22 protein-coding genes and 1 other annotated feature are annotated in these 21,492 nt (G+C 56.5%); of the genes, 15 read left to right on the forward strand and 7 right to left on the reverse strand.

Annotated elements, in window-relative coordinates; genetic code table 11:
• Positions 1-2: 2 nt before the first annotated feature.
• From infC to selO, 13 genes are all read left to right on the forward strand, one after another.
• On the forward strand, positions 3-545 hold the full coding sequence (gene infC, locus BJ885_RS04875; protein ID WP_014069901.1) for a translation initiation factor IF-3: 543 nt from the start codon (positions 3-5) through the stop codon (positions 543-545).
• A gap of 97 nt (positions 546-642) precedes the next feature.
• Entirely contained in the window at positions 643-840 is a 198-nt protein-coding gene (gene rpmI / locus BJ885_RS04880) for a 50S ribosomal protein L35 (protein WP_003030583.1), read from the forward strand.
• Positions 841-891: 51 nt separating this feature from the next.
• On the forward strand, positions 892-1,248 hold the full coding sequence (gene rplT, locus BJ885_RS04885) for a 50S ribosomal protein L20 (RefSeq protein ID WP_000124850.1): 357 nt from the start codon (positions 892-894) through the stop codon (positions 1,246-1,248).
• 116 nt (positions 1,249-1,364) lie between these two features.
• Positions 1,365-1,489, forward strand: a sequence feature (Phe leader region).
• Entirely contained in the window at positions 1,370-1,414 is a 45-nt protein-coding gene (gene pheM, locus BJ885_RS04890; RefSeq protein ID WP_001386830.1) for a pheST operon leader peptide PheM, read from the forward strand. (Overlaps the previous feature by 45 nt.)
• A 62-nt stretch (positions 1,490-1,551) precedes the next feature.
• The gene (gene pheS, locus BJ885_RS04895) at positions 1,552-2,535 is read left to right on the forward strand and encodes a phenylalanine--tRNA ligase subunit alpha (protein ID WP_029740434.1); all 984 of its coding nucleotides are present in this window, start codon (positions 1,552-1,554) and stop codon (positions 2,533-2,535) included.
• 15 nt (positions 2,536-2,550) lie between these two features.
• On the forward strand, positions 2,551-4,938 hold the full coding sequence (gene pheT / locus BJ885_RS04900) for a phenylalanine--tRNA ligase subunit beta (protein WP_121931304.1): 2,388 nt from the start codon (positions 2,551-2,553) through the stop codon (positions 4,936-4,938).
• Positions 4,939-4,942: 4 nt separating this feature from the next.
• Positions 4,943-5,242 carry an integration host factor subunit alpha gene (ihfA, locus tag BJ885_RS04905; RefSeq protein ID WP_003857805.1) on the forward strand — a complete coding sequence of 100 codons (300 nt, stop codon included), beginning with the start codon at positions 4,943-4,945 and terminating at the stop codon, positions 5,240-5,242.
• Positions 5,243-5,345: 103 nt separating this feature from the next.
• Complete coding sequence (btuC, locus tag BJ885_RS04910; protein WP_121931305.1) at positions 5,346-6,326, forward strand: vitamin B12 ABC transporter permease BtuC; 981 nt, start codon at positions 5,346-5,348, stop codon at positions 6,324-6,326.
• Between the two features lie 34 nt (positions 6,327-6,360).
• The gene (locus BJ885_RS04915; protein ID WP_121931306.1) at positions 6,361-6,912 is read left to right on the forward strand and encodes a glutathione peroxidase; all 552 of its coding nucleotides are present in this window, start codon (positions 6,361-6,363) and stop codon (positions 6,910-6,912) included.
• Positions 6,912-7,667, forward strand: coding sequence for a vitamin B12 ABC transporter ATP-binding protein BtuD (gene btuD / locus BJ885_RS04920; RefSeq protein ID WP_121931307.1), 756 nt, complete (start codon positions 6,912-6,914; stop codon positions 7,665-7,667). The genes BJ885_RS04915 and btuD overlap by 1 nt, the downstream gene beginning before the upstream one ends.
• Positions 7,668-7,741: 74 nt before the next feature.
• Complete coding sequence (locus BJ885_RS04925) at positions 7,742-8,206, forward strand: C40 family peptidase (RefSeq protein WP_023335377.1); 465 nt, start codon at positions 7,742-7,744, stop codon at positions 8,204-8,206.
• 294 nt (positions 8,207-8,500) lie between these two features.
• Positions 8,501-9,217, forward strand: a complete 717-nt coding sequence (locus BJ885_RS04930) for an EAL domain-containing protein (RefSeq protein WP_032657851.1) — start codon at positions 8,501-8,503, stop codon at positions 9,215-9,217.
• 61 nt (positions 9,218-9,278) lie between these two features.
• Complete coding sequence (gene selO / locus BJ885_RS04935) at positions 9,279-10,721, forward strand: protein adenylyltransferase SelO (protein ID WP_121931308.1); 1,443 nt, start codon at positions 9,279-9,281, stop codon at positions 10,719-10,721.
• A 40-nt stretch (positions 10,722-10,761) separates the two neighbouring features.
• On the opposite strand, the gene BJ885_RS04940 is transcribed toward selO, so the two are convergent.
• Genes BJ885_RS04940 through BJ885_RS04960 form a run of 5 tightly spaced genes read right to left on the reverse strand, consistent with a single transcriptional unit; the run spans position 10,762 to position 15,536 of the window.
• Positions 10,762-11,532 (reverse strand): 3-hydroxybutyrate dehydrogenase, encoded by a 771-nt coding sequence (locus BJ885_RS04940; RefSeq protein ID WP_033145282.1) that lies wholly within the window; start codon positions 11,530-11,532, stop codon positions 10,762-10,764.
• Positions 11,533-11,542: 10 nt separating this feature from the next.
• Positions 11,543-12,934 (reverse strand): GntP family permease, encoded by a 1,392-nt coding sequence (locus tag BJ885_RS04945; protein ID WP_121931309.1) that lies wholly within the window; start codon positions 12,932-12,934, stop codon positions 11,543-11,545.
• A gap of 44 nt (positions 12,935-12,978) precedes the next feature.
• Positions 12,979-14,160 carry an acetyl-CoA C-acetyltransferase gene (locus BJ885_RS04950; RefSeq protein ID WP_121931310.1) on the reverse strand — a complete coding sequence of 394 codons (1,182 nt, stop codon included), beginning with the start codon at positions 14,158-14,160 and terminating at the stop codon, positions 12,979-12,981.
• Positions 14,161-14,169: 9 nt separating this feature from the next.
• Positions 14,170-14,826: a CoA transferase subunit B gene (locus BJ885_RS04955; RefSeq protein WP_121931311.1), complete on the reverse strand. Its 657-nt coding sequence runs from the start codon at positions 14,824-14,826 to the stop codon at positions 14,170-14,172.
• A gap of 2 nt (positions 14,827-14,828) precedes the next feature.
• On the reverse strand, positions 14,829-15,536 hold the full coding sequence (locus BJ885_RS04960; RefSeq protein WP_121931312.1) for a CoA transferase subunit A: 708 nt from the start codon (positions 15,534-15,536) through the stop codon (positions 14,829-14,831).
• 140 nt (positions 15,537-15,676) lie between these two features.
• On the opposite strand from BJ885_RS04960, the gene BJ885_RS04965 reads away from it, so the two are divergent.
• Positions 15,677-16,579: a LysR family transcriptional regulator gene (locus tag BJ885_RS04965; RefSeq protein WP_059346564.1), complete on the forward strand. Its 903-nt coding sequence runs from the start codon at positions 15,677-15,679 to the stop codon at positions 16,577-16,579.
• 19 nt (positions 16,580-16,598) lie between these two features.
• Here the strand turns inward: BJ885_RS04965 and aroH are convergent, their stop codons facing one another.
• Together aroH and BJ885_RS04975 are read right to left on the reverse strand one after the other, a co-directional pair.
• Complete coding sequence (gene aroH, locus BJ885_RS04970) at positions 16,599-17,645, reverse strand: 3-deoxy-7-phosphoheptulonate synthase AroH (RefSeq protein WP_121931314.1); 1,047 nt, start codon at positions 17,643-17,645, stop codon at positions 16,599-16,601.
• Between the two features lie 152 nt (positions 17,646-17,797).
• The gene (locus BJ885_RS04975; RefSeq protein ID WP_029740422.1) at positions 17,798-18,631 is read right to left on the reverse strand and encodes a pyruvate, water dikinase regulatory protein; all 834 of its coding nucleotides are present in this window, start codon (positions 18,629-18,631) and stop codon (positions 17,798-17,800) included.
• Positions 18,632-18,966: 335 nt separating this feature from the next.
• Between BJ885_RS04975 and ppsA the strand changes: the two genes are divergently transcribed.
• Positions 18,967-21,345 (forward strand): phosphoenolpyruvate synthase, encoded by a 2,379-nt coding sequence (ppsA, locus tag BJ885_RS04980; RefSeq protein ID WP_023311316.1) that lies wholly within the window; start codon positions 18,967-18,969, stop codon positions 21,343-21,345.
• Positions 21,346-21,492 lie beyond the last annotated feature (147 nt).

A 21,492-nucleotide genomic window follows, 5' to 3' on the forward strand; every position in this document is an offset into this window, starting at 1 on the left:
GTATTAAAGGCGGAAAACGAGTTCAAACGGCACGTCCGAATCGTATCAATGGCGAGATTCGCGCCCAGGAAGTTCGCTTAACAGATCTTGAAGGTGAACCACTGGGGATTGTGAGTCTGAGAGAAGCGATCGAAAAAGCTGAAGAAGCTGGAGTAGATTTAGTTGAAATCAGCCCTAACGCCGAACCGCCAGTTTGTCGTATCATGGACTACGGCAAGTTCCTTTATGAAAAGAGTAAGTCTTCTAAGGAACAGAAGAAGAAGCAAAAAGTTATCCAGGTTAAGGAAATCAAATTCCGTCCTGGTACCGACGATGGCGATTATCAGGTAAAACTCCGCAGCCTGATTCGCTTTCTGGAAGATGGCGATAAGGCCAAGATCACACTGCGTTTCCGCGGTCGTGAGATGGCCCACCAACAGATTGGTATGGAAGTGCTTAACCGCGTCCGTGACGATCTGAGTGAACTGGCAGTAGTCGAATCCTTCCCTACGAAGATCGAAGGCCGCCAGATGATCATGGTGCTCGCTCCTAAGAAGAAACAGTAAGGCCTTCAAGCAGCAAAATCTGTGGAGCCTTCGGGTTTCATAGGTTTTGTTCGCCTATGTTTCGTTTATTTAACAATGCGAAGTGGAAGTTATTAAGATGCCAAAAATTAAGACCGTACGCGGTGCTGCTAAGCGCTTCAAAAAAACCGGTGGTGGTGGATTTAAGCGTAAGCACGCAAACCTGCGTCATATTCTGACCAAAAAATCTACTAAGCGTAAACGTCACCTGCGTCCAAAAGGCCTCGTTTCTAAAGGCGATCTGGGTCTGGTTATCGCGTGCCTGCCTTACGCATAAGCCGTTAACGTTTAATTTTTTTACTAAGAATATAGATACAGGAGAGCACATATGGCTCGCGTAAAACGTGGTGTAATTGCACGTGCACGTCACAAGAAAATTTTGAAACAAGCTAAAGGCTACTACGGTGCGCGTTCACGCGTTTACCGCGTTGCCTTCCAGGCTGTTATCAAAGCAGGTCAGTACGCTTACCGTGACCGTCGTCAGCGTAAGCGTCAGTTCCGTCAACTGTGGATTGCGCGTATCAACGCAGCAGCACGTCAGAACGGTATTTCTTACAGCAAATTCATCAACGGCCTGAAAAAAGCCTCTGTTGAAATCGACCGTAAGATCCTGGCTGACATCGCAGTATTCGACAAAGTAGCGTTCACCGCTCTGGTCGAAAAAGCGAAAGCAGCACTGGCATAAGCCAGTTGAAAGAGGGGGCTTTGCTCCCTCTTTTCATTTAACACCATCAGAAGATTGACATTTATCCGTCCAGGCTTTTCAATAAGGTCTTAACGGTTTTACCAGACAAGGTAACGCAAGCATGAATGCTGCTATTTTCCGCTTCTTCTTTTACTTTAGCACCTGATTTCAGGAGGCTAGCGCGTGAAAGATGAAACGAAAAACAGCGCCAGATAAGCCTCCCGATGGAGGCTTTTTTTGTGCCTGAATTTGAGAGAATAACTCCACCAAATCGGTGTCTGCACCGACATAATGAGGAAAATCATGTCACATCTCGCAGAGCTGGTTGCCAGTGCAACAGCCGCCATTAATCAGGCCTCAGATGTTGCCGCGTTAGACAATGTCCGCGTCGAATATCTTGGGAAGAAAGGGCACCTGACCCTTCAGATGACAACCCTGCGTGAGCTGCCGGCAGAAGAACGCCCGGCAGCGGGTGCGGTGATTAACGAAGCTAAAGAGCAGGTACAGCAGGCGCTGAACGCGCGCAAAGCCGAGCTGGAAAGCGCGGTGCTGAATGCGCGTCTGGCCGCAGAGACGATCGACGTTTCTCTGCCGGGTCGCCGTATCGAAAACGGTGGTCTGCATCCGGTTACCCGCACCATCGATCGCATTGAAAGTTTCTTCGGTGAGCTCGGCTTTACCGTGGCGACTGGCCCGGAAATCGAAGATGATTACCATAACTTCGACGCCCTGAACATTCCTGGCCATCATCCGGCACGCGCTGACCACGACACTTTCTGGTTCGACGCTACGCGTCTGCTGCGTACTCAGACCTCCGGCGTTCAGATCCGTACCATGAAGGATCAGGCGCCGCCAATTCGTATTATCGCGCCGGGCCGCGTCTATCGTAACGACTACGATCAGACCCACACCCCAATGTTCCACCAGATGGAAGGTCTGATTGTTGATAAAAACATCAGCTTCACCAACCTGAAGGGCACGCTGCACGATTTCCTGAACAACTTCTTTGAGGAAGATCTGCAGGTTCGTTTCCGCCCGTCCTACTTCCCGTTCACCGAACCGTCTGCGGAAGTTGACGTGATGGGTAAAAACGGCAAATGGCTGGAAGTGCTGGGCTGCGGCATGGTGCATCCAAACGTACTGCGCAACGTGGGTATCGATCCGGAAGTTTACTCCGGCTTTGCCTTCGGCATGGGCATGGAGCGTCTGACCATGCTGCGTTACGGCGTGACCGACTTACGTGCATTCTTCGAAAACGATCTGCGTTTCCTCAAACAGTTTAAATAAGGGCAGGACAGAACAATGAAATTCAGTGAACTGTGGTTACGCGAGTGGGTGAACACCACGCTGGACAGCGACGCGCTTTCTAACCAGATCACCATGGCGGGTCTGGAAGTGGACGGTGTTGAGCCGGTTTCCGGAGCCTTCAACGGCGTGGTCGTCGGCGAAGTAGTCGAGTGCGGTCAGCACCCTAACGCTGACAAACTGCGCGTAACAAAAGTAAACGTGGGCGGTGACCGTCTGCTGGATATCGTCTGCGGTGCGCCAAACTGTCGTCAGGGCCTGAAGGTGGCCGTGGCGACCGTCGGTGCGGTGCTGCCAGGTGATTTCAAAATTAAAGCGGCTAAGCTGCGCGGCGAGCCGTCTGAAGGCATGCTGTGCTCCTTCTCCGAACTGGGTATTTCCGACGATCACAACGGCATCATTGAGCTGCCGCTCGATGCGCCAATCGGCACCAATATCCGTGAATACCTGAAGCTTGACGACAACACCATTGAAATCAGCGTCACGCCAAACCGTGCCGACTGCTTAGGCATCATCGGCGTGGCGCGCGACGTGGCCGTGCTGAACCAGACTGAACTGAATGCGCCGGAAATCGCGCCGGTTGAAGCGACCATCAGTGACGTGCTGCCTATTCAGGTTGACGCTGCGGATGCTTGCCCGCGCTACCTCGGTCGCGTGGTGAAAGGCATCAACGTGAAAGCGCCAACTCCGCTGTGGATGAAAGAGAAGCTGCGCCGCTGCGGTATTCGCTCTATCGATGCAGTGGTCGACGTGACCAACTACGTTCTGCTGGAGCTGGGCCAGCCAATGCACGCGTTCGATAAAGACCGTATCGACGGCGGCATCGTTGTGCGCATGGCGAAAGAGGGCGAAACCCTGGTTCTGCTGGACGGCAGCGAAGCGAAACTGAACGCCGACACCCTGGTGATTGCTGACCACAGCAAAGCGCTGGCAATGGGCGGTATCTTCGGTGGCGAGCACTCAGGCGTCAACGACGAGACGCAAAACGTTCTGCTGGAATGCGCGTTCTTCAGCCCGCTCTCCATCACCGGTCGCGCACGCCGTCACGGCCTGCATACCGATGCCTCTCACCGCTACGAGCGCGGCGTTGACCCTGCTCTGCAGTATAAAGCGATGGAACGTGCGACCCGCCTGCTGATCGACATCTGCGGCGGCGAAGCGGGCCCGGTTATTGACGTCACCAACGAAGCAACGCTGCCGAAGCGTGCGACCATCACCCTGCGCCGCAGCAAGCTGGATCGCCTGATTGGCCATCACGTTGCCGATGCGCAGGTAACCGACATCCTGAAACGTCTGGGCTGTGAAGTAACCGAAGGGCAGGACGAGTGGAAAGCCGTTGCGCCATCATGGCGTTTCGACATGGAAATTGAAGAAGATCTGGTGGAAGAAGTGGCCCGCGTTTACGGCTACAACAACATTCCTGACGAGCCTGTCCAGGCGGGTCTGGTGATGGGTACCCACCGTGAAGCCGACCTGTCCCTGAAGCGTGTGAAAACCATGCTGAACGACAAAGGCTACCAGGAAGTGATCACCTACAGCTTCGTTGATCCAAAGCTGCAGCAACTGATCCATCCGGGTCAGGAGGCGCTGATCCTGCCAAGCCCAATCTCCAGCGAAATGTCCGCGATGCGTCTGTCTCTGTGGACGGGCCTGCTGGGTACTGTCGTTTATAACCAGAATCGCCAGCAAAACCGCGTGCGAATTTTCGAAAGCGGTTTGCGCTTTGTACCGGATAATCAGGCAAATTTAGGCATCCGTCAGGATCTCATGCTGGCTGGCGCCATCAGCGGCAACCGCTATGAAGAGCACTGGGACCTGGCAAAAGGCACGGTTGATTTCTACGATATGAAGGGCGATCTGGAAGCGATTCTGGATCTGACCGGTAAATTATCTGAAATTGAATTCCGCGCAGAAGCCATCCCGGCTCTGCATCCGGGCCAGAGCGCAGCCATCTATTTAGACGGCAAACGCGTTGGTTTTATTGGGGTTGTTCACCCTGAGCTGGAGCGCAAGCTGGACCTGAACGGCCGTACCATCGTGTTCGAGCTGGAATGGAACACGGTGGCTGACCGCGTTATTCCTCAGGCTCAGGACGTCTCCCGCTTCCCGGCAAACCGCCGTGATATCGCGGTTGTGGTCGCGGAAAATGTGCCCGCAGCAGATATTTTGGCCGAATGTAAGAAAGTTGGCGTAAATCAGGTAGTTGGCGTAAACTTATTTGACGTGTACCGCGGCAAGGGCGTAGCAGAAGGTTTCAAGAGCCTCGCTATTAGCCTTATCCTTCAGGATACCAGCCGTACACTCGAAGAAGAGGAGATTGCCGCTACCGTCGCCAAATGTGTAGAGGCATTAAAAGAGCGATTCCAGGCATCATTGAGGGATTGAACCTATGGCGCTTACAAAAGCTGAAATGTCAGAATATCTGTTTGATAAGCTTGGGCTTAGCAAACGGGATGCCAAAGAGCTGGTAGAGCTGTTTTTCGAAGAGATCCGTCGTGCTCTGGAAAATGGTGAGCAGGTAAAACTCTCCGGTTTTGGCAATTTTGATTTGCGAGACAAAAACCAACGTCCGGGCCGCAACCCGAAGACGGGGGAAGATATTCCCATTACAGCCCGCCGCGTGGTGACCTTCAGACCCGGCCAGAAGTTGAAAAGCCGTGTCGAAAACGCAACGCCCAAAGCAGAGTAATATGAACTAACTAAAAAGGCCGCCCACGCGGCCTTTTTTCTTTGCGCTCTCCGGCAAACCCGCCGTAAAATCAATTACATCTCACGCTACTAAAACCGTACACATGCTTGATTATGCTCATCGCCAGCACCGTTCCGATAAGCGTCGCCTGTTTTTGCTGGTGCTGTTGCTCATTGTCGCCGCAGGCGTAAGCCTCTGCGCGGGCGACAGATGGATCGGGCCTGAAAGCTGGTTGGGGCCGGACGGGCAGCTCTTCGTCTGGCAAATTCGCCTGCCGCGCACCGTCGCGGTGGTTCTGGTCGGCGCCGCGCTGGCGCTGTGCGGTACCATAATGCAGGCGTTGTTTGATAACCCTCTGGCGGAGCCCGGGCTGCTCGGCGTGTCAAACGGCGCAGGCGTAGGCCTGATTGCGGCGGTAATGCTCGGCGGAGGAGAACTCTCCGGATGGAGTATTAGCCTGAGCGCTATCCTCGGCGCGCTGCTAATCACCGCGATCCTTCTTCGTTTCGCCAGACGGCACTTATCGACCAGCCGCCTGCTGCTTGCCGGCGTGGCGCTGGGGATCATCTGTAGCGCGCTGATGACCTGGGCGGTCTACTTCTCAACATCCTTTGACTTGCGTCAGCTGATGTACTGGATGATGGGCGGCTTTGGAGGCGTTGACTGGCACCAGGGCTGGCTGATGGCGCTGCTGGTGCCGGTCATCGTCTGGGCTGCCCTGCAGGCGCAGCCGCTTAATATGCTCGCGCTGGGTGAAACCTCTGCACGCCAGCTCGGCATGCCGATTGGGTTCTGGCGTAATGTGCTGGTAATAGCCATTGGCTGGCTGGTCGGCGTCAGCGTGGCTCTGGCGGGCGCGATCGGATTCATCGGGCTGGTTATTCCGCACATGCTGCGCCTGTGTGGCCTCACGGACCATCGGACCCTGCTTCCGGCCTCGGCGGTTGCCGGGGCCGTCACGCTGCTGGTGGCTGATATCATCGCCCGGCTTGCCCTGACGGCCGCAGAGCTGCCGATTGGCGTGGTGACCGCCACGCTGGGCGCGCCGGTATTTATCTGGCTACTATTAAAAGCTGGACGTTAAATCAATAAGCCGTAAGACAACCTGAGGGAATGCTATGCAGTCAGATATCCTGAATACTGAAGTGACCACCATTGACGGCGATAACACCACGCTGGAAGGCTACAAAGGCAACGTGCTGCTTATCGTCAACGTAGCATCGAAATGTGGCCTGACGCCGCAGTACGAGCAGCTGGAAAACATTCAGAAGGCCTGGGAGAAAGACGGTTTCACCGTGCTGGGCTTCCCGTGCAACCAGTTCCTGGGCCAGGAGCCGGGCAGCGAAGAGGAGATTAAAACCTTCTGCAGCACCACCTATGGCGTGACGTTCCCGATGTTCAGCAAAATCGATGTCAACGGCGAAGACCGCCATCCTCTGTATGCGAAGCTGATCGCTGCCGCGCCGAAGGCCGTTGCGCCTGAAGGAAGCGGTTTTTATGAACGCATGGCCAGCAAAGGCCGCGCGCCGCTTTACCCGGACGATATCCTGTGGAATTTTGAAAAATTCCTGATTGGCCGCGACGGCCAGGTCGTTCAGCGTTTTTCGCCGGATATGACCCCTGAGGATCCGATCGTCATGAAATCGATCAAGCTGGCGCTGGCGAAATAATGTCGTTGCTGATGCAGCTCACGGACGTCGCCGAGAGGGGACGTCTGGAGCCGATAACCGGTACCATCAATGCGGGAGAAATCCTGCATCTTGTCGGGCCAAACGGTGCAGGGAAGAGCACGCTGCTGGCACGGATGGCAGGCATGACCGACGGAGAAGGGCAGATAACGCTGCTGGAGCATACGCTCGCCGACTGGTCACCGGTCTCGCTGGCGCACCGGCGCAGTTACCTTGTGCAGCAGCAGGTGCCGCCTTTTGCGATGCCGGTCTGGCACTATCTGATGCTGCATTTGCACGACAAACAACAAACGGCACTGCTGACGGATGTTGCCGCGGCCCTGGGGCTGGAAGATAAACTGTCCCGGCATGCCAGCCAGCTTTCCGGCGGAGAGTGGCAGCGGGTGCGTCTGGCGGCCGTCATTCTTCAGATCCACCCGGCAGGTAATCCTCACGGGCGAATGCTGCTTCTCGATGAACCTATGAGCGGTCTGGACGTGGCGCAGCAGGCGGCACTGGATACGCTGTTAAGCACCCTGAGCCGAAAAGGTATCGCCGTGGTGATGAGCAGTCATGACCTCAACCACACCCTGCGTCATGCCCACCGGGTGTGGCTGCTGTCGCAGGGAAAGATGATCGCCAGCGGCGCGCGGGATCGGGTTCTTACGCCGCCCCATCTTGCCCGCGCGTACAACATGTCGTTCCGCAGGCTTGATATAGAGGGACATAAGATGCTGATTTCTACCGGGCAGACGTAACCGTTTCTTGCCTCTTAGCACAATTGCACGCTAAATTACGAAAAGAACAAAAAAAGCAGAGGATTCGTCTGAAAATGCGATTCTGGTTTCTCCTGATGGCCACACTTTTTCTTGCGGGATGCAGTAGCCATCGTGCGCCGCCGCCTAACCCACGGCTTTCAGATTCGATCACCGTAATTGCCAGCCTTAACGATCAGCTGAGCAACTGGCGCGGTACGCCTTATCGTTACGGCGGAATGAGCCGCGGCGGCGTGGATTGCTCCGGTTTCGTTCTGATGACGTTCCGCGATAAGTTTGATTTACAGCTTCCGCGCGAAACGCGTAAACAGGCAGAAATAGGCACTGAAATTGATAAAGACGATCTTCTGCCCGGAGACCTGGTTTTCTTCAAAACCGGATCGGGTGAAAGCGGTCTTCATGTGGGGATATATGATACAGACAATCAGTTCATTCACGCCTCGACAAGCCGCGGCGTGATGCGCTCTTCTCTTGATAATGTTTACTGGCGTAAAAATTTCTGGCAGGCTCGACGTATATAGTCATTGTCAGACACTTCTCTTATGACGGCATGGTATCTAATAAATCATGCCGTTTTTTCTCAAATAAGATGCTTAAAGTTAAATTTATCTAAAATTAGCGAATCCTGCATGTGTCTGTTTTATCTAAAACTGGCTATTATTCGACAACCAGGATAAAATTAATTTAGATTCAGGGATAAATCTGAAAATAAATACGGAACTAATGAAATTAATCTTATTAAAATCAAGACAGTGGAATTGTGTCGGCAATTGCTCCAGGATGTCCTCTCTCATCTTTAATGTGGAGCGAGTGCAATGATTATTACGCTAGATAATGCTTACCAGTCTGAACTGCTGCTTCTGCCTGCCCGTAATAGCGCAGGGGAGCTTAAAGGTTTAGAGGTTCTGGTTAACTTTACTGGCGTCGGCAGCGATGTGCGGATCCCCACTGAGCTTGTTATCCCTCGGCTTTCAGCAGCTGAAGAGTTAGTGCTGTTTAACGAAAAATTGCAATTGCTTGATACCTGTAAACTGTTTTTTATTCAGCATCAGTTAATTGCATGGATCAATATTACACCTGCAATAGTTGAATTTTTATTAAGTAATGGAAACGCTGTTTCAATCCTTGAGCGTTACCCGTTTCTTGAGTTTACTGTTAATGAGAATTATCCAGGTTTAAATAACGGAAAGGACGATCTGCAGCTGGCGAGAATGGCAATCCATTTCCCGTTGGTCCTGGCAAACTTTGGCGCAGGCGCCGCATCGCTCAAAGCGGTCTATGATGGATTATTTAAACGGGTAATTCTCGACAAAGGCTTCATTCAGCAGCGTGCCCCGGAGCTCTCTTTTGAGCCTTTTATGCGCGCCATCCTCTGGCAAATCACACCGCACTGCCAGTCAGTGATCGTCTCGGGCATTGACGACCACGGCCTGTTGCAACGCGTTTTGTCCTTCAATTTTGGCGCCATGCAGGGCGCACTCTGGCCAGCCGTCTCTGCGGAGCACGTTACATCGCTGGTTCAGCAGCGATAACCCTTGCTTTCGCCCGTGTTTAAGTCCGGGTAAACCCTCTACACTAAAAGCAGGAGGACTTATGACCCTGTCTTTTACTGCTCACTGGCATGATGAGTTGCTTGGCTTTTACACCGCACTCAAACCAACACCCTTACAAAATTCACGCCTTATCTGGCATAACGATTTGCTGGCAGAAGAACTGGCCATTCCGCCTGAGCTGTTTCAGCCTTCAGAAGGCGCAGGCGTCTGGGGCGGGGAAACGCTTCTCGCCGGTATGCAACCTCTGGCTCAGGTCTATAGCGGACATCAGTTTGGCGTCTGGGCGGGACAGCTTGGCGACGGCAGGGGGATCCTGCTCGGCGAACAACAGCTTCCCAACGGGGAGACGGTCGACTGGCACCTGAAAGGCGCGGGTCTGACTCCCTACTCGAGAATGGGCGACGGGCGCGCGGTGCTGCGTTCAACGATTCGCGAGTGCCTGGCGTCCGAAGCGATGCACGCCCTGGGTATTCCCACTACGCGCGCGCTGTCGATTGTCACCAGCGATACGCCGGTAGCGCGCGAAACGGTGGAAAAAGGGGCAATGCTGATGCGTATTGCGCAAAGCCATTTGCGCTTTGGTCATTTCGAGCACTTTTACTATCGCCGCGAGCCGGACAAGGTTCGCCAGCTGGCTGACTTTGCCATTCGTCACCACTGGGCGCATTTGCAGGACGAGGCGGATAAATACGTTCTCTGGTTCAGGGATGTGGTTGCCCGTACCGCAAGCCTGATTGCCCGCTGGCAAACGGTGGGCTTTGCGCATGGCGTCATGAATACGGACAACATGTCGATCCTCGGGCTGACCTTTGATTACGGTCCGTTTGGTTTCCTGGACGATTATCAGCCTGGCTATATCTGCAACCACTCCGACTATCAGGGACGTTACAGCTTTGATAATCAGCCAGCGGTTGGCCTGTGGAACCTGCAGCGGCTTGCGCAAACCCTGTCGCCGTTCATCGACGTAGATGCCCTCAACGATGCGCTCGACAGCTATCAGGACATATTGCTGCGAGAATATGGCATGCTGATGCGCAACAAGCTGGGGCTGATGACGCAGGAGAGGGGCGATAACGACATCCTCAACGGCCTGTTTGCCCTGATGGCGCGCGAGGGCAGCGATTATACCCGTACCTTCCGGATGCTGAGCCAGACGGAGCAGCATAGTGCGGCCTCGCCGCTGCGCGACGAGTTTATTGACAGACAGGCGTTTGACGACTGGTTTGCCACTTACCGCGCGCGGCTGCAGCAGGAGCAGGTGGACGACGCCACTCGCCAGACGCAAATGAACGCGAAGAATCCAGCGATGGTGTTGCGCAACTGGCTGGCGCAGCGGGCGATTGAGCAGGCAGAGCAGGGGGAGTATGACGAGCTACACCGCCTGAACCTGGCTCTGCGCACGCCGTTTGCCTACCGGGATGATGACTACGTCAGCCGCCCGCCCGACTGGGGCAAGCGGCTGGAGGTCAGCTGCTCAAGTTAGAAATTTTGCCGGGTGGCGGCGTCGCCTTACCCGGCAAAAATTACTGCGCAACCCAGCCGCCATCCATATTCCACGCGGCGCCGCGAACGTTCACGGCGCCCTCGCTGCACAAAAACAGCGCCAGTTCACCCAGCTGCTCCGGGGTAACAAACTCGCCCGAAGGCTGTTTCTCCGCGAGAAGCCGATCGCGAGCCTGCTCCGGCGGGACGCCTTCAGCGATGCGCTTGTCGATTTGCTGTTGCACCAGCGGCGTCAGTACCCAGCCGGGGCAGATGGTGTTGGCGGTAATACCGGTGCGGGCGGTTTCCAGCGCCAGCGATTTCGTAAAGCCCACTACGCCATGCTTGGCGGCCACGTAGGCTGACTTCTCTTTTGACGCGACCAGCCCGTGAACGGAGGCGATATTGATGATGCGCCCCCAGTTTTTCTCGCGCATGGCGGGCAGCGCCAGCCGGCTGGTGTGAAATACCGAGGAGAGATTAATGGCGATAATGTCGTTCCATTTCTCCACCGGAAACGCATCAACCGGGGCGACATGCTGTATCCCGGCGTTGTTGACAAGAATGTCCACGCCGCCAAACTGCGATTCGGCGTAGCGCATCATGGCTTCAATTTGCAGCACGTCACGCAGGTCCGCATCGTGATAGCCCGGCTTTTTGCCCAGTTGCGCAATCTCTTCTCTTGCTGATTCGCTGTCGCCGAAACCGTTGAGGATCAGCTGCGCCCCGGCCTTCGCCAGTACGCGGGCGATCCCAAGTCCAATGCCGCTGGTTGAGCCCGTCACCAGCGCGGTCTTACCGTTCAGATTCATCTTTCTCTCCTTACACAATGCCGGTCAGATAGAACACGGCAATGACAAAAAGCACTGCCAGACTTTTAATGATGGTGATAGCGAAAATGCCGCCGTAGGCCTGACGATGGCTCAGGCCGGTAATCGCCAGCAGGGTAATCACCGCGCCGTTATGGGGCAGCGTATCCATACCGCCGCTCGCCATTGAGGCCACGCGGTGCAGCACCTCAAGCGGGATATTGGCGGCGTGAGCGGCGGCGACAAACGCGTCGGACATGGCGGCGAGGGCAATACTCATCCCGCCGGACGCAGAGCCGGTGATCCCCGCAAGCACCGTCACGCTGATGGCTTCATTCAGCAGCGGATTGGGGATGGCCGCCAGCGCTTTGGATAACACCAGGAACCCGGGTAGGGCGGCGATCACAGCGCCGAAACCGTATTCCGAGGCGGTATTCATCGCCGCCAGAATGGCGCCGCTCACCGCGGTCCGGCTGCCTTCAGCCAGACGCCCCCGGATATTGCGAAAGCCAAAAATCAGCACCAGCACGATACCGGAGATCAGCGCCGCTTCCACGGCCCAGATGGCGGTGATCTTTCCCACCTCGGTCACAATGGGTTTCGCCAGTCCTGGCAGAGTCAGCTCGTGGGTCGTGCCGTACCAGCCGGGGATCCAGCGGGTAAACAGCAGGTTAAGTATGCCCACCACCAGCAGCGGGGAGATAGCAATCAGCGGGTGCGGAAGGTTAATGTTATCCGGCGTTTCGGGCTCATTTTTCAGATCCGTGCCGTAACCTTCGTTGTTATTGAACGCCTTACGACGCTGGCGCTCCAGCCAGAGCAGGCCAAAGACGATAATAAACAGAGAGCCAATAAGCCCCAGCCACGGCGCGGCCCAGGCGTTCGTGCCAAAGAAGCTGGTGGGGATGATATTCTGGATCTGCGGCGTGCCGGGCAGGGCGTCCATGGTAAACGAAAACGCCCCCAGCGCCACGGTGGCCGGGATCAGCCGCTTAGGGATGCCGCTCTGGCGGAACAGTTCCGCGGCGAAAGGGTAAACCGCAAACGCCACCACGAACAGCGACACGCCGCCGTAGGTTAACAGCGCGCATACCAGGACGATCACCGGAATAGCGTGGCGACGACCGAGGATCTGAATCGCGGCGGCGACGATCGAGCGTGAGAAACCGGAAAGCTCAATCAGCTTGCCGAAAACGGCCCCCAGCAGGAACACCGGGAAGTAGAGCTTGACGAAGCCCACCATCTTTTCCATAAACAGACCGGTAAACGTCGGGCCGACGGCACCCGGATCGGTCAGCAGCACGGCGCCGAGCGCCGCAATCGGCGCAAACAAAATAACGCTGTATCCGCGATAGGCCGCCAGCATCAGCAGCGCCAGCGCCGCCAGGGCAATTAACACACTCATTACGACTCCTCACTTGAATTATTTTTCGGGTATCAACGAGATGCTTAACGCTCGACAGTCAGAGCAATGCCTTGCCCGCCGCCCACGCACAGGGTGACGAGCCCTTTTTTGACGTCACGGCGCTGCATTTCGTACAGCAGCGTCACGAGGATGCGGCAGCCGGAGGCGCCAATCGGATGACCCAGGGCAATAGCGCCGCCGTTAACGTTCACCCTGCGCTCATCCCAGCCGAGCTGCTTGCCCACCGCCAGCGCCTGGGCGGCAAAGGCTTCATTGGCTTCAATGAGGTCCACGTCATCGAGCGTCCAGCCCGCCCGCGCCAGCGCCGTCCGACAGGCGCTGACCGGTCCGATGCCCATCACCGACGGGTCAACGCCCGTCACGGCGTAGCTCACGATGCGACCGAGGATCGGCAAACCACTTTCCCGCGCCTTTTCGCCGCTCATCAGCAGCACCGCGGCGGCACCGTCGTTGAGCGTTGACGCATTTCCGGCAGTGACCGTGCCTTCCACCTGCAGAAAGGCGGGGCGCAGTTGCGCCAGCTGCTCAGCGGTAGTGCCTGGCCGGGGCTGTTCGTCACGGCTGACGATAAGCGGCGGTTTTTTGCCCTGTTTTACCGTCACCGGCGCTATCTCGTCGTCAAAGCGACCCGCTTCGATGGCGGAGGCCGCTTTGTGCTGCGACCGGGCGGCAAAGGCGTCCTGCTGCTCGCGGGAAATGGCATTCTCACGGGCGACGTTTTCAGCGGTGATCCCCATGTGATAATCGTTGAACGCGTCCCACAGCCCGTCGGTAATCATGCTGTCCTGCAGGCCCGTATGGCCAAAACGCAGCCCTGAACGCGCGCCGTCCAGCAGATAGGGGGCGTTGCTCATGCTCTCCTGACCGCCAGCGATGGCCACGACCGCGTCGCCGCAGCGGATCGCCTGCGCGGCGAGCTGCACCGCTTTTAGGCCCGCGCCGCACACCAGGTTGACCGTTGTCGCCGGCGTGCTGACGGGTAATCCGGCGGTGATGGCCGTCTGACGCGCCGGGTTTTGCCCGCATCCCGCCGTCAGCACCTGCCCGAAAATCAGTTCATCTACCTGTTCTTCGCGAAGACCGCTGTTCTCCAGCAGGTGCCGCACCGCTACGGCCCCCAGCTCAACCGCCGAAAGGGACGATAGCGAGCCGCGAAAACTGCCAATGGGGGTTCGGGTTGCCCCGACAATCATGACTTCTTTCATCGTGAGTCCTCAGTTGAAGCGCATCTCGCGAACGTCGTCCGCCACAATCATTTTCCCGGCTGTCTTAGCCGCAATTTCGTCGATGCTGACGCCGGGGGCGTATTCCCGCAGGATGAACGTGCCGTCCTCGATCTCCAGCAATGCGAGGTCGGTTAAGACCCGACGGATACAGCCCGCGCCCGTGAGCGGCAGCGTGCAGCGCGGCAGCAGCTTTGATTCACCGCTTTTCGACGCGTGGGTCATCACTACAATGATGTTCTGCGCCCCGGCCACGAGATCCATCGCGCCGCCCATGCCCTTCACCATCTTTCCGGGGATCATCCACGAGGCGATATTGCCCTCGACGTCCACTTCAAACGCGCCCAGCACGGTCAGATCCACATGACCGCCGCGGATCATGGCAAACGACTGGGCCGAGTCGAAAATGGCCGCGCCAGTGCGCGCGGTCACGGTCTGTTTACCGGCGTTGATCATGTCGGCGTCAAGGCTCTGCTCGTCAGGAAAAGCCCCCATCCCCAGCAGCCCGTTTTCCGACTGAAGCATCACGTCCATCCCGTCCGGAATGTAGTTCGCCACCAGGGTGGGGATGCCGATCCCCAGGTTGACGTAATACCCGTCGCGCAGCTCGCGGGCGACGCGCATGGCCATCTGTTCACGGGTCAACATTGTCAGACTCCTTCCGCGCGCAGGGTGCGCTGTTCAATGCGTTTTTCAAACTGGCCGACAATCAGCCTGTCGACGTAAATTCCCGGGGTATGAATGGCCGACGGGGGCAGCTCGCCGGGGGGAACTATCTCTTCCACCTCGACGACCGTTATCCGGCCCGCCGTTGCCATCAGCGGGTTAAAATTTTGCGCGGTATGCCGATAGACAACGTTGCCGTACCAGTCCGCTTTCCAGCCCTTAATGAGCGCGAAATCGCCGGTAATGGCCTCCTCGAGGATGTAGTGCTTCCCCGCAAACTGGCGCACGTCTTTGCCGGTAGCCACGGGCGTGCCGTAGCCGGTGGCCGTGTAAAATGCCGGAATGCCCGCGCCGCCCGCGCGCACCTTTTCCGCCAGCGTGCCCTGAGGCGTGAGTTCAATCTCCAGTTCGCCGCTCAGCACCTGCTGTTCGAACAGGGCGTTCTCGCCGACGTAAGAGGCCACCACTTTGCGAACCTGCCGCGTTTCGAGCAGTATCCCGAGACCGAAACCGTCCACGCCGCAGTTGTTTGATACCACCGTCAGATCTTTCACCTGACGGCGTCTGACCTCTGCAATCAGGTTCTCCGGAATCCCGCACAGGCCGAAGCCGCCCGCCAGCAAGGTCATTCCGTCCGTCAGCCCATCCAGCGCCTGCGCATAGCTGCCGACGCGCTTATCCAGTCCCGCCATAGTCATCCCTCCCGTTATCCGTGCCGGTATCATTAGGGGCGGCGACTCATTTGTTAATTTTGAATTTGTGACCCACTCATTTGGTTTTTTTATTAATTTCCTGTTAACTAAATTTTTTCAATTAGTTAACAGGATGAAAAATGAGAATGAGTGTCAAACAGTTACGCGCGTTTTTAGCGGTAGCTCACACTCTCAATTTCGCGCACGCCAGCGAACGGCTGAATCTTTCCCAGCCGGCCCTGAGCCTGACGATTAAAGCGCTGGAGGATGCGCTCGGCGGACCGCTGCTGCAGCGGAGCACGCGCAAAGTCGCGCTGACGCAGGAGGGAGAGACGTTTTTGCCGATGGCGCGTCAGCTGCTTGCCGACTGGGATAACGTCGAAGAGGCGATGCACCAGTGCTTTACCCTGCAGCGCGGTAAAATTTCGGTTGCGGCCATGCCGTCGTTTGCCGCGAATGTCCTGCCCGAGGTGCTAAAAGCGTTTCGCGATCGTCATGCCGGGATCAACGTCACCGTGCACGATGTCATTAACGAGCAGGTGATAGAGATGGTGCGGGAAGGGCGGGTCGAGATGGGCATCGCCTTTGAGCCCGCGCCAACGCACAACCTGCTGTTTACTCCGCTGGGCCTCGACAGGTTTGTTGCCATAGTGCCGAAAGATTCCTCGCTGGCAGGCAAGAAGCGCCTGTCATGGGATGATCTGCTGACGCTGGATTTCATCACCCTGCAGCGCCCGTCGGCGGTACGTCTGATGATGGAGGAGGAGCTGGCGCGAAGCGGCAGAAAGCTGGACGTGGCGCTGGAGAGTCATCAGCTGGTGACGGTCGGGCGAATGGTCGCGAGCGGGCTGGGCGGCAGCGCCGTTCCGGCGCTCTGCGAGGCGCAGATGACGGCGCTGGGCGCAGTCTGTATTCCGCTGGATAACCCGCCCATTGAAAAGTGCATCGGGGCGATCCATCCAGGGCATACGCAGCTCTCTAAAGCGGCGCATGCCCTGCTGGAAACGCTGAAGGATTTTTACCAGCCGGGTCAGGCGGAGTGACCCGGCCGACCCGATTGCTTCAGAAGCGGGTATCTACCGCAGAGGCCAATTTTTCCAGCAGCAGTTCGCTGTCTTCCCAGCTCAGGCACGGGTCGGTGATCGACTGGCCGTAAACCATCTGCTGCCCGGCAATGATTTTCTGCGTGCCTTCTTTGATAAAGCTCTCAGCCATAATCCCTGCAACGGCGGTCGAGCCGCTGCGGATCTGCTGACAGATCTCATCGCAGACGTCCAGCTGGCGGCGATGCTGCTTCTGGCAGTTGCCGTGGCTGAAATCCACCACCAGATGTTCCGGCAGGTCGAACTCGGCCAGCGTTTCACAGGCCGCCGAAATATCTTGTGCATGGTAATTGGGTTTCTTCCCGCCGCGCATAATGATATGCCCGTAAGGGTTACCGCTGGTCTGGTAGATGGTCATATGACCGCTCTTATCCGGCGACAGGAACATGTGGCTGGCACGGGCAGCGCGGATGGCATCAACCGCGATACGGGTGTTGCCGTCGGTCCCGTTTTTAAAGCCGACCGGGCAGGAGAGGGCAGAGGCCATCTCACGGTGGATCTGGCTTTCGGTAGTGCGCGCGCCAATCGCGCCCCAGCTGATCAGATCGGCGATAAACTGCCCGGTCACCATATCGAGAAACTCGGTCGCCGTCGGCACGCCCAGCTCGTTGACCTGTAAAAGCAGCTTCCGCGCCAGCTCGATACCGTGGTTAACGCGATAGCTGCCGTTGAGGTCAGGGTCGGAAATCAGGCCTTTCCAGCCCACCACGGTCCGCGGTTTTTCAAAGTAGGTGCGCATCACGATCTCAAGGCGATGCTGGTACTTATCCCGCAGACCCTGGAGTCGTTTCGCATAATCCATCGCGGCATCCAGATCGTGGATGGAGCAAGGCCCAATCACCACCAGAAGACGTTTGTCTTCACCGTTCAGGATTTTTTCAATGCGGCGGCGGGAGGCCGTCACATGTTCCGCGACGGCGGCGGAAACGGGATGCCGCTGTGCCAGTTCAGCCGGCGTGACCAGGCTGTCAATGCGCGCAGTGCGGAGTTCATCGGTTTTATTCATGGAATGTCTCAGAAAATTTTTGCTTCATCGGCAGACTACCGGGAAGTGATGGGCATCACCTTAAACCAATCCCTGCTGATTTCAAGTTCGGGGCGACACCGCCCCGTGGTTGCAGATGATGATACCTGAATCTGAGCCAATGTACTAGCATATTAGTACATGCGGCGATTAAGCCCCATGATGTCGAGAATTTTGGTGGCAATTTCTTCAACCGAATAGTTGGTGCTGTTCAGCCACGGGATCTGGTTTTTGCGGTACAGCGCTTCCACTTCGGAAACCTCCATCCGGCACTGGCGCATGGAGGCGTAGCGGCTGTTCTCGCGTCGCTCCTCGCGGATGGCGGCAAGGCGTTCCGGGTTGATCGTCAGGCCGAACAGCTTGTGCTGCAGCGGCTTAAGGGCGGCGGGCAGGACCAGGTTATCCATATCGTCGGCGATAAACGGGTAGTTTGCAGCGCGAATGCCAAACTGCATCGCCAGATAGAGGCTGGTCGGGGTTTTGCCGCAGCGCGACACGCCAAGCAGGATCACCTGCGCCTGATCGAGATTACGCAGAGAGATACCGTCGTCGTGTGCGAGGGTGTAGTCAATGGCGGCGATACGCGCGTCGTACTTAATCAGGTTGCCGGGGTTAAGCCCGTGGGTACGGTGGGCGATAGGCGTCGGGTCGAGCTTAAGCTCGCTCTGCAGCGGAGCCACCAGCGCCTGCACGATATCCTGGCAGAAGCCTTCACTTTGCAGAATGATGGCGCGAATCTCGGGGATCACGATAGAGTAGAACACCAACGGGCGGATGCCGGTCTGCTGGTAGATGGCGTCAATCTGGTCCTTCACCGCTTTGGCGCGGCTTTCGTTTTCGACAAACGGCAGCGTGATGCTGTTAATCGAAACGGGAAACTGCGACATCACCGCGTGGCCCAGCACCTCGGCGGTGATCGCCGTACCATCGGAAATATAAAAAACGTGGCGATCGACAGCACTATCCATTTTACTCACCCTGAATATCAGACCTAATTGCCTGAAAGCATAAATTAAAAAAGTAAATTACACAGCAAAGAACTTATCTTAATTATAAATGAAACGGTGTTTTTGATTTTCCTGAAAAGTGGATTTCATTTTTCAAATAGCGACTTTATTTTTGGGGTTTCTGGCTGAATATAGAGGAATCATCGGGTTAATCGTTGATGGGAAAGTATCCGAAAAGTTGAAAATTTAAATTGCTTACACGATTCACCGTTTTTTTAGCGGAAATAAATATGCCAGTATAAATACGTAGTCAGGTGTTACTTACTCCGATCAAATATCACAAAAGGATTGTTTCGATGTCCAACAATGGCTCGTCACCGCTGGTGCTTTGGTATAACCAACTCGGCATGAATGATGTAGACAGAGTTGGGGGCAAAAATGCCTCCCTGGGTGAAATGATTACAAATCTGTCGGGTATGGGTGTCTCCGTACCGAACGGGTTTGCCACCACCGCCGATGCCTTTAACCTGTTTTTAGACCAGAGCGGTGTTAACCAGCGCATTTACGACCTGCTGGATAAAACGGATATTGATGACGTTACCGAGCTTGCCAAAGCCGGGGCGCAGATCCGCCAGTGGATCATCGACACACCTTTCCAGCCGGAACTGGAAAAAGCCATTCACGACGCGTACAACCAGCTCTCTGCTGACGATGCGCAGGCCTCCTTTGCCGTACGTTCCTCTGCGACCGCAGAAGATATGCCGGACGCCTCGTTCGCCGGGCAGCAGGAAACCTTCCTGAACGTCCAGGGTTACGATGCGGTGCTGGTGGCGGTGAAGCACGTGTTTGCTTCCCTGTTCAACGACCGTGCCATCTCCTATCGCGTGCACCAGGGCTACGACCATCGCGGCGTGGCGCTCTCCGCTGGCGTGCAGCGCATGGTGCGCTCGGACGTGGGTTCATCCGGCGTGATGTTCTCCATTGATACCGAATCCGGCTTCGACCAGGTGGTGTTTATCACCTCCGCGTGGGGTCTGGGTGAGATGGTGGTGCAGGGCGCGGTAAACCCTGACGAATTCTACGTCCACAAGCCTACGCTGGCCGCTGGCCGTCCGGCGGTGGTGCGCCGCACCATGGGCTCGAAAAAAATCCGCATGATCTATGCCCCGACCCAGGAGCATGGCAAGCAGGTTAAAATTGAAGATGTACCGCAGGAGCAGCGCGACCGCTTCTCCCTGACCGACGCCGAAGTTCAGGAGCTGGCGAAGCAGGCGGTGCAGATCGAAAAACACTACGGCCGTCCGATGGACATCGAATGGGCGAAAGACGGGAACACCGGCAAGCTGTTTATCGTGCAGGCGCGTCCGGAAACCGTCCGCTCTCGCGGTCAGGTGATGGAGCGTTATACGCTGCACGCGCAGGGTAAAATCGTGGCGGAAGGCCGCGCCATCGGTCACCGCATCGGTGCCGGTCCGGTCAAAGTGATCCACGACATCAGCGAGATGAACCGTATTGAGCCAGGCGACGTGCTGGTAACCGACATGACCGACCCGGACTGGGAACCGATCATGAAGAAAGCGGCGGCTATCGTCACCAACCGCGGCGGTCGTACCTGTCACGCGGCGATCATTGCCCGCGAGCTGGGTATTCCTGCGGTTGTCGGCTGCGGTGACGCCACCGAGCGCATGAAGGACGGGCAGAACGTGACCGTCTCCTGTGCCGAAGGCGATACCGGCTACGTCTACGCCGATATCCTCGACTTCAGCGTGAAGAGCTCAAGCGTGGATACCATGCCGGACCTGCCGCTGAAGATCATGATGAACGTCGGTAACCCGGACCGTGCGTTCGACTTCGCCTGCCTGCCGAACGAAGGCGTTGGCCTGGCGCGTCTGGAATTTATCATCAACCGTATGATCGGCGTTCACCCGCGCGCGCTGCTGGAGTTTGACGACCAGGATCCGAAGCTGCAGAACGAAATCCGCGAGATGATGAAAGGCTACGACTCACCGAAAGAGTTCTACGTCGGCCGTCTGACCGAAGGGATCGCGACGCTGGGCGCCGCCTTCTATCCGAAACGCGTGATCGTGCGTCTGTCTGACTTTAAGTCTAACGAATACGCCAACCTGGTCGGCGGCGAGCGCTACGAGCCGGAAGAAGAGAACCCGATGCTGGGCTTCCGCGGAGCCGGACGCTACGTGTCCGACAGCTTCCGCGACTGTTTCGCGCTGGAGTGTGAGGCGGTGAAACGCGTGCGCAACGACATGGGGCTGACCAACGTTGAAATCATGATCCCGTTCGTGCGTACCGTAGATCAGGCGAAAGCCGTGGTGGACGAGCTGGCGCGTCAGGGTCTGAAGCGCGGCGAGAACGGGCTTAAGATCATTATGATGTGCGAAATCCCGTCCAACGCCCTGCTGGCCGAGCAGTTCCTGGAGCACTTCGACGGCTTCTCTATCGGCTCGAACGACATGACGCAGCTGACGCTGGGTCTGGACCGCGACTCCGGCGTGGTCTCCGAGCTGTTCGACGAGCGCAACGAGGCGGTGAAAGCGCTGCTCTCCATGTCCATCCGCGCGGCGAAGAAGCAGGGTAAATACGTCGGGATCTGCGGTCAGGGTCCATCCGACCATGAAGACTTTGCCGCATGGCTGATGGAAGAGGGGATCGATAGCCTGTCCCTTAACCCGGACACCGTGGTGCAAACCTGGCTGAGCCTGGCAGAACTGAACAAGTAACGCCATGCTGACCCGAAAAGGCGAGGATATTATTCCTCGCCTTTTTTATTTCATTTCTTATTTGCTCCCCATCACAAATAAAGTAAAAAACCAAATATCATAATTTGTCTGTCAATTTAGACAATTGTTAGCGCGCAAACCGTTGCT

The sequence above is a fragment of the Enterobacter sp. WP_7_1 genome, from assembly GCF_003688535.1.
GTDB classification, from domain to species: domain Bacteria; phylum Pseudomonadota; class Gammaproteobacteria; order Enterobacterales; family Enterobacteriaceae; genus Enterobacter; species Enterobacter asburiae.

Coding starts and splice junctions, on each gene's coding strand:
- rpmI (WP_003030583.1), top strand. CDS start 643: ATGCCAAAAATTAAGACCGTACGCGGTGCTGCTAAGCGCTTCAAAAAA.
- rplT (WP_000124850.1), top strand. CDS start 892: ATGGCTCGCGTAAAACGTGGTGTAATTGCACGTGCACGTCACAAGAAA.
- pheS (WP_029740434.1), top strand. CDS start 1,552: ATGTCACATCTCGCAGAGCTGGTTGCCAGTGCAACAGCCGCCATTAAT.
- pheT (WP_121931304.1), top strand. CDS start 2,551: ATGAAATTCAGTGAACTGTGGTTACGCGAGTGGGTGAACACCACGCTG.
- ihfA (WP_003857805.1), top strand. CDS start 4,943: ATGGCGCTTACAAAAGCTGAAATGTCAGAATATCTGTTTGATAAGCTT.
- btuC (WP_121931305.1), top strand. CDS start 5,346: ATGCTTGATTATGCTCATCGCCAGCACCGTTCCGATAAGCGTCGCCTG.
- BJ885_RS04915 (WP_121931306.1), top strand. CDS start 6,361: ATGCAGTCAGATATCCTGAATACTGAAGTGACCACCATTGACGGCGAT.
- btuD (WP_121931307.1), top strand. CDS start 6,912: ATGTCGTTGCTGATGCAGCTCACGGACGTCGCCGAGAGGGGACGTCTG.
- BJ885_RS04925 (WP_023335377.1), top strand. CDS start 7,742: ATGCGATTCTGGTTTCTCCTGATGGCCACACTTTTTCTTGCGGGATGC.
- BJ885_RS04930 (WP_032657851.1), top strand. CDS start 8,501: ATGATTATTACGCTAGATAATGCTTACCAGTCTGAACTGCTGCTTCTG.
- selO (WP_121931308.1), top strand. CDS start 9,279: ATGACCCTGTCTTTTACTGCTCACTGGCATGATGAGTTGCTTGGCTTT.
- BJ885_RS04940 (WP_033145282.1), bottom strand. CDS start 11,532: ATGAATCTGAACGGTAAGACCGCGCTGGTGACGGGCTCAACCAGCGGC.
- BJ885_RS04945 (WP_121931309.1), bottom strand. CDS start 12,934: ATGAGTGTGTTAATTGCCCTGGCGGCGCTGGCGCTGCTGATGCTGGCG.
- BJ885_RS04950 (WP_121931310.1), bottom strand. CDS start 14,160: ATGAAAGAAGTCATGATTGTCGGGGCAACCCGAACCCCCATTGGCAGT.
- BJ885_RS04955 (WP_121931311.1), bottom strand. CDS start 14,826: ATGTTGACCCGTGAACAGATGGCCATGCGCGTCGCCCGCGAGCTGCGC.
- BJ885_RS04960 (WP_121931312.1), bottom strand. CDS start 15,536: ATGGCGGGACTGGATAAGCGCGTCGGCAGCTATGCGCAGGCGCTGGAT.
- BJ885_RS04965 (WP_059346564.1), top strand. CDS start 15,677: ATGAGAATGAGTGTCAAACAGTTACGCGCGTTTTTAGCGGTAGCTCAC.
- aroH (WP_121931314.1), bottom strand. CDS start 17,645: ATGAATAAAACCGATGAACTCCGCACTGCGCGCATTGACAGCCTGGTC.
- BJ885_RS04975 (WP_029740422.1), bottom strand. CDS start 18,631: ATGGATAGTGCTGTCGATCGCCACGTTTTTTATATTTCCGATGGTACG.
- ppsA (WP_023311316.1), top strand. CDS start 18,967: ATGTCCAACAATGGCTCGTCACCGCTGGTGCTTTGGTATAACCAACTC.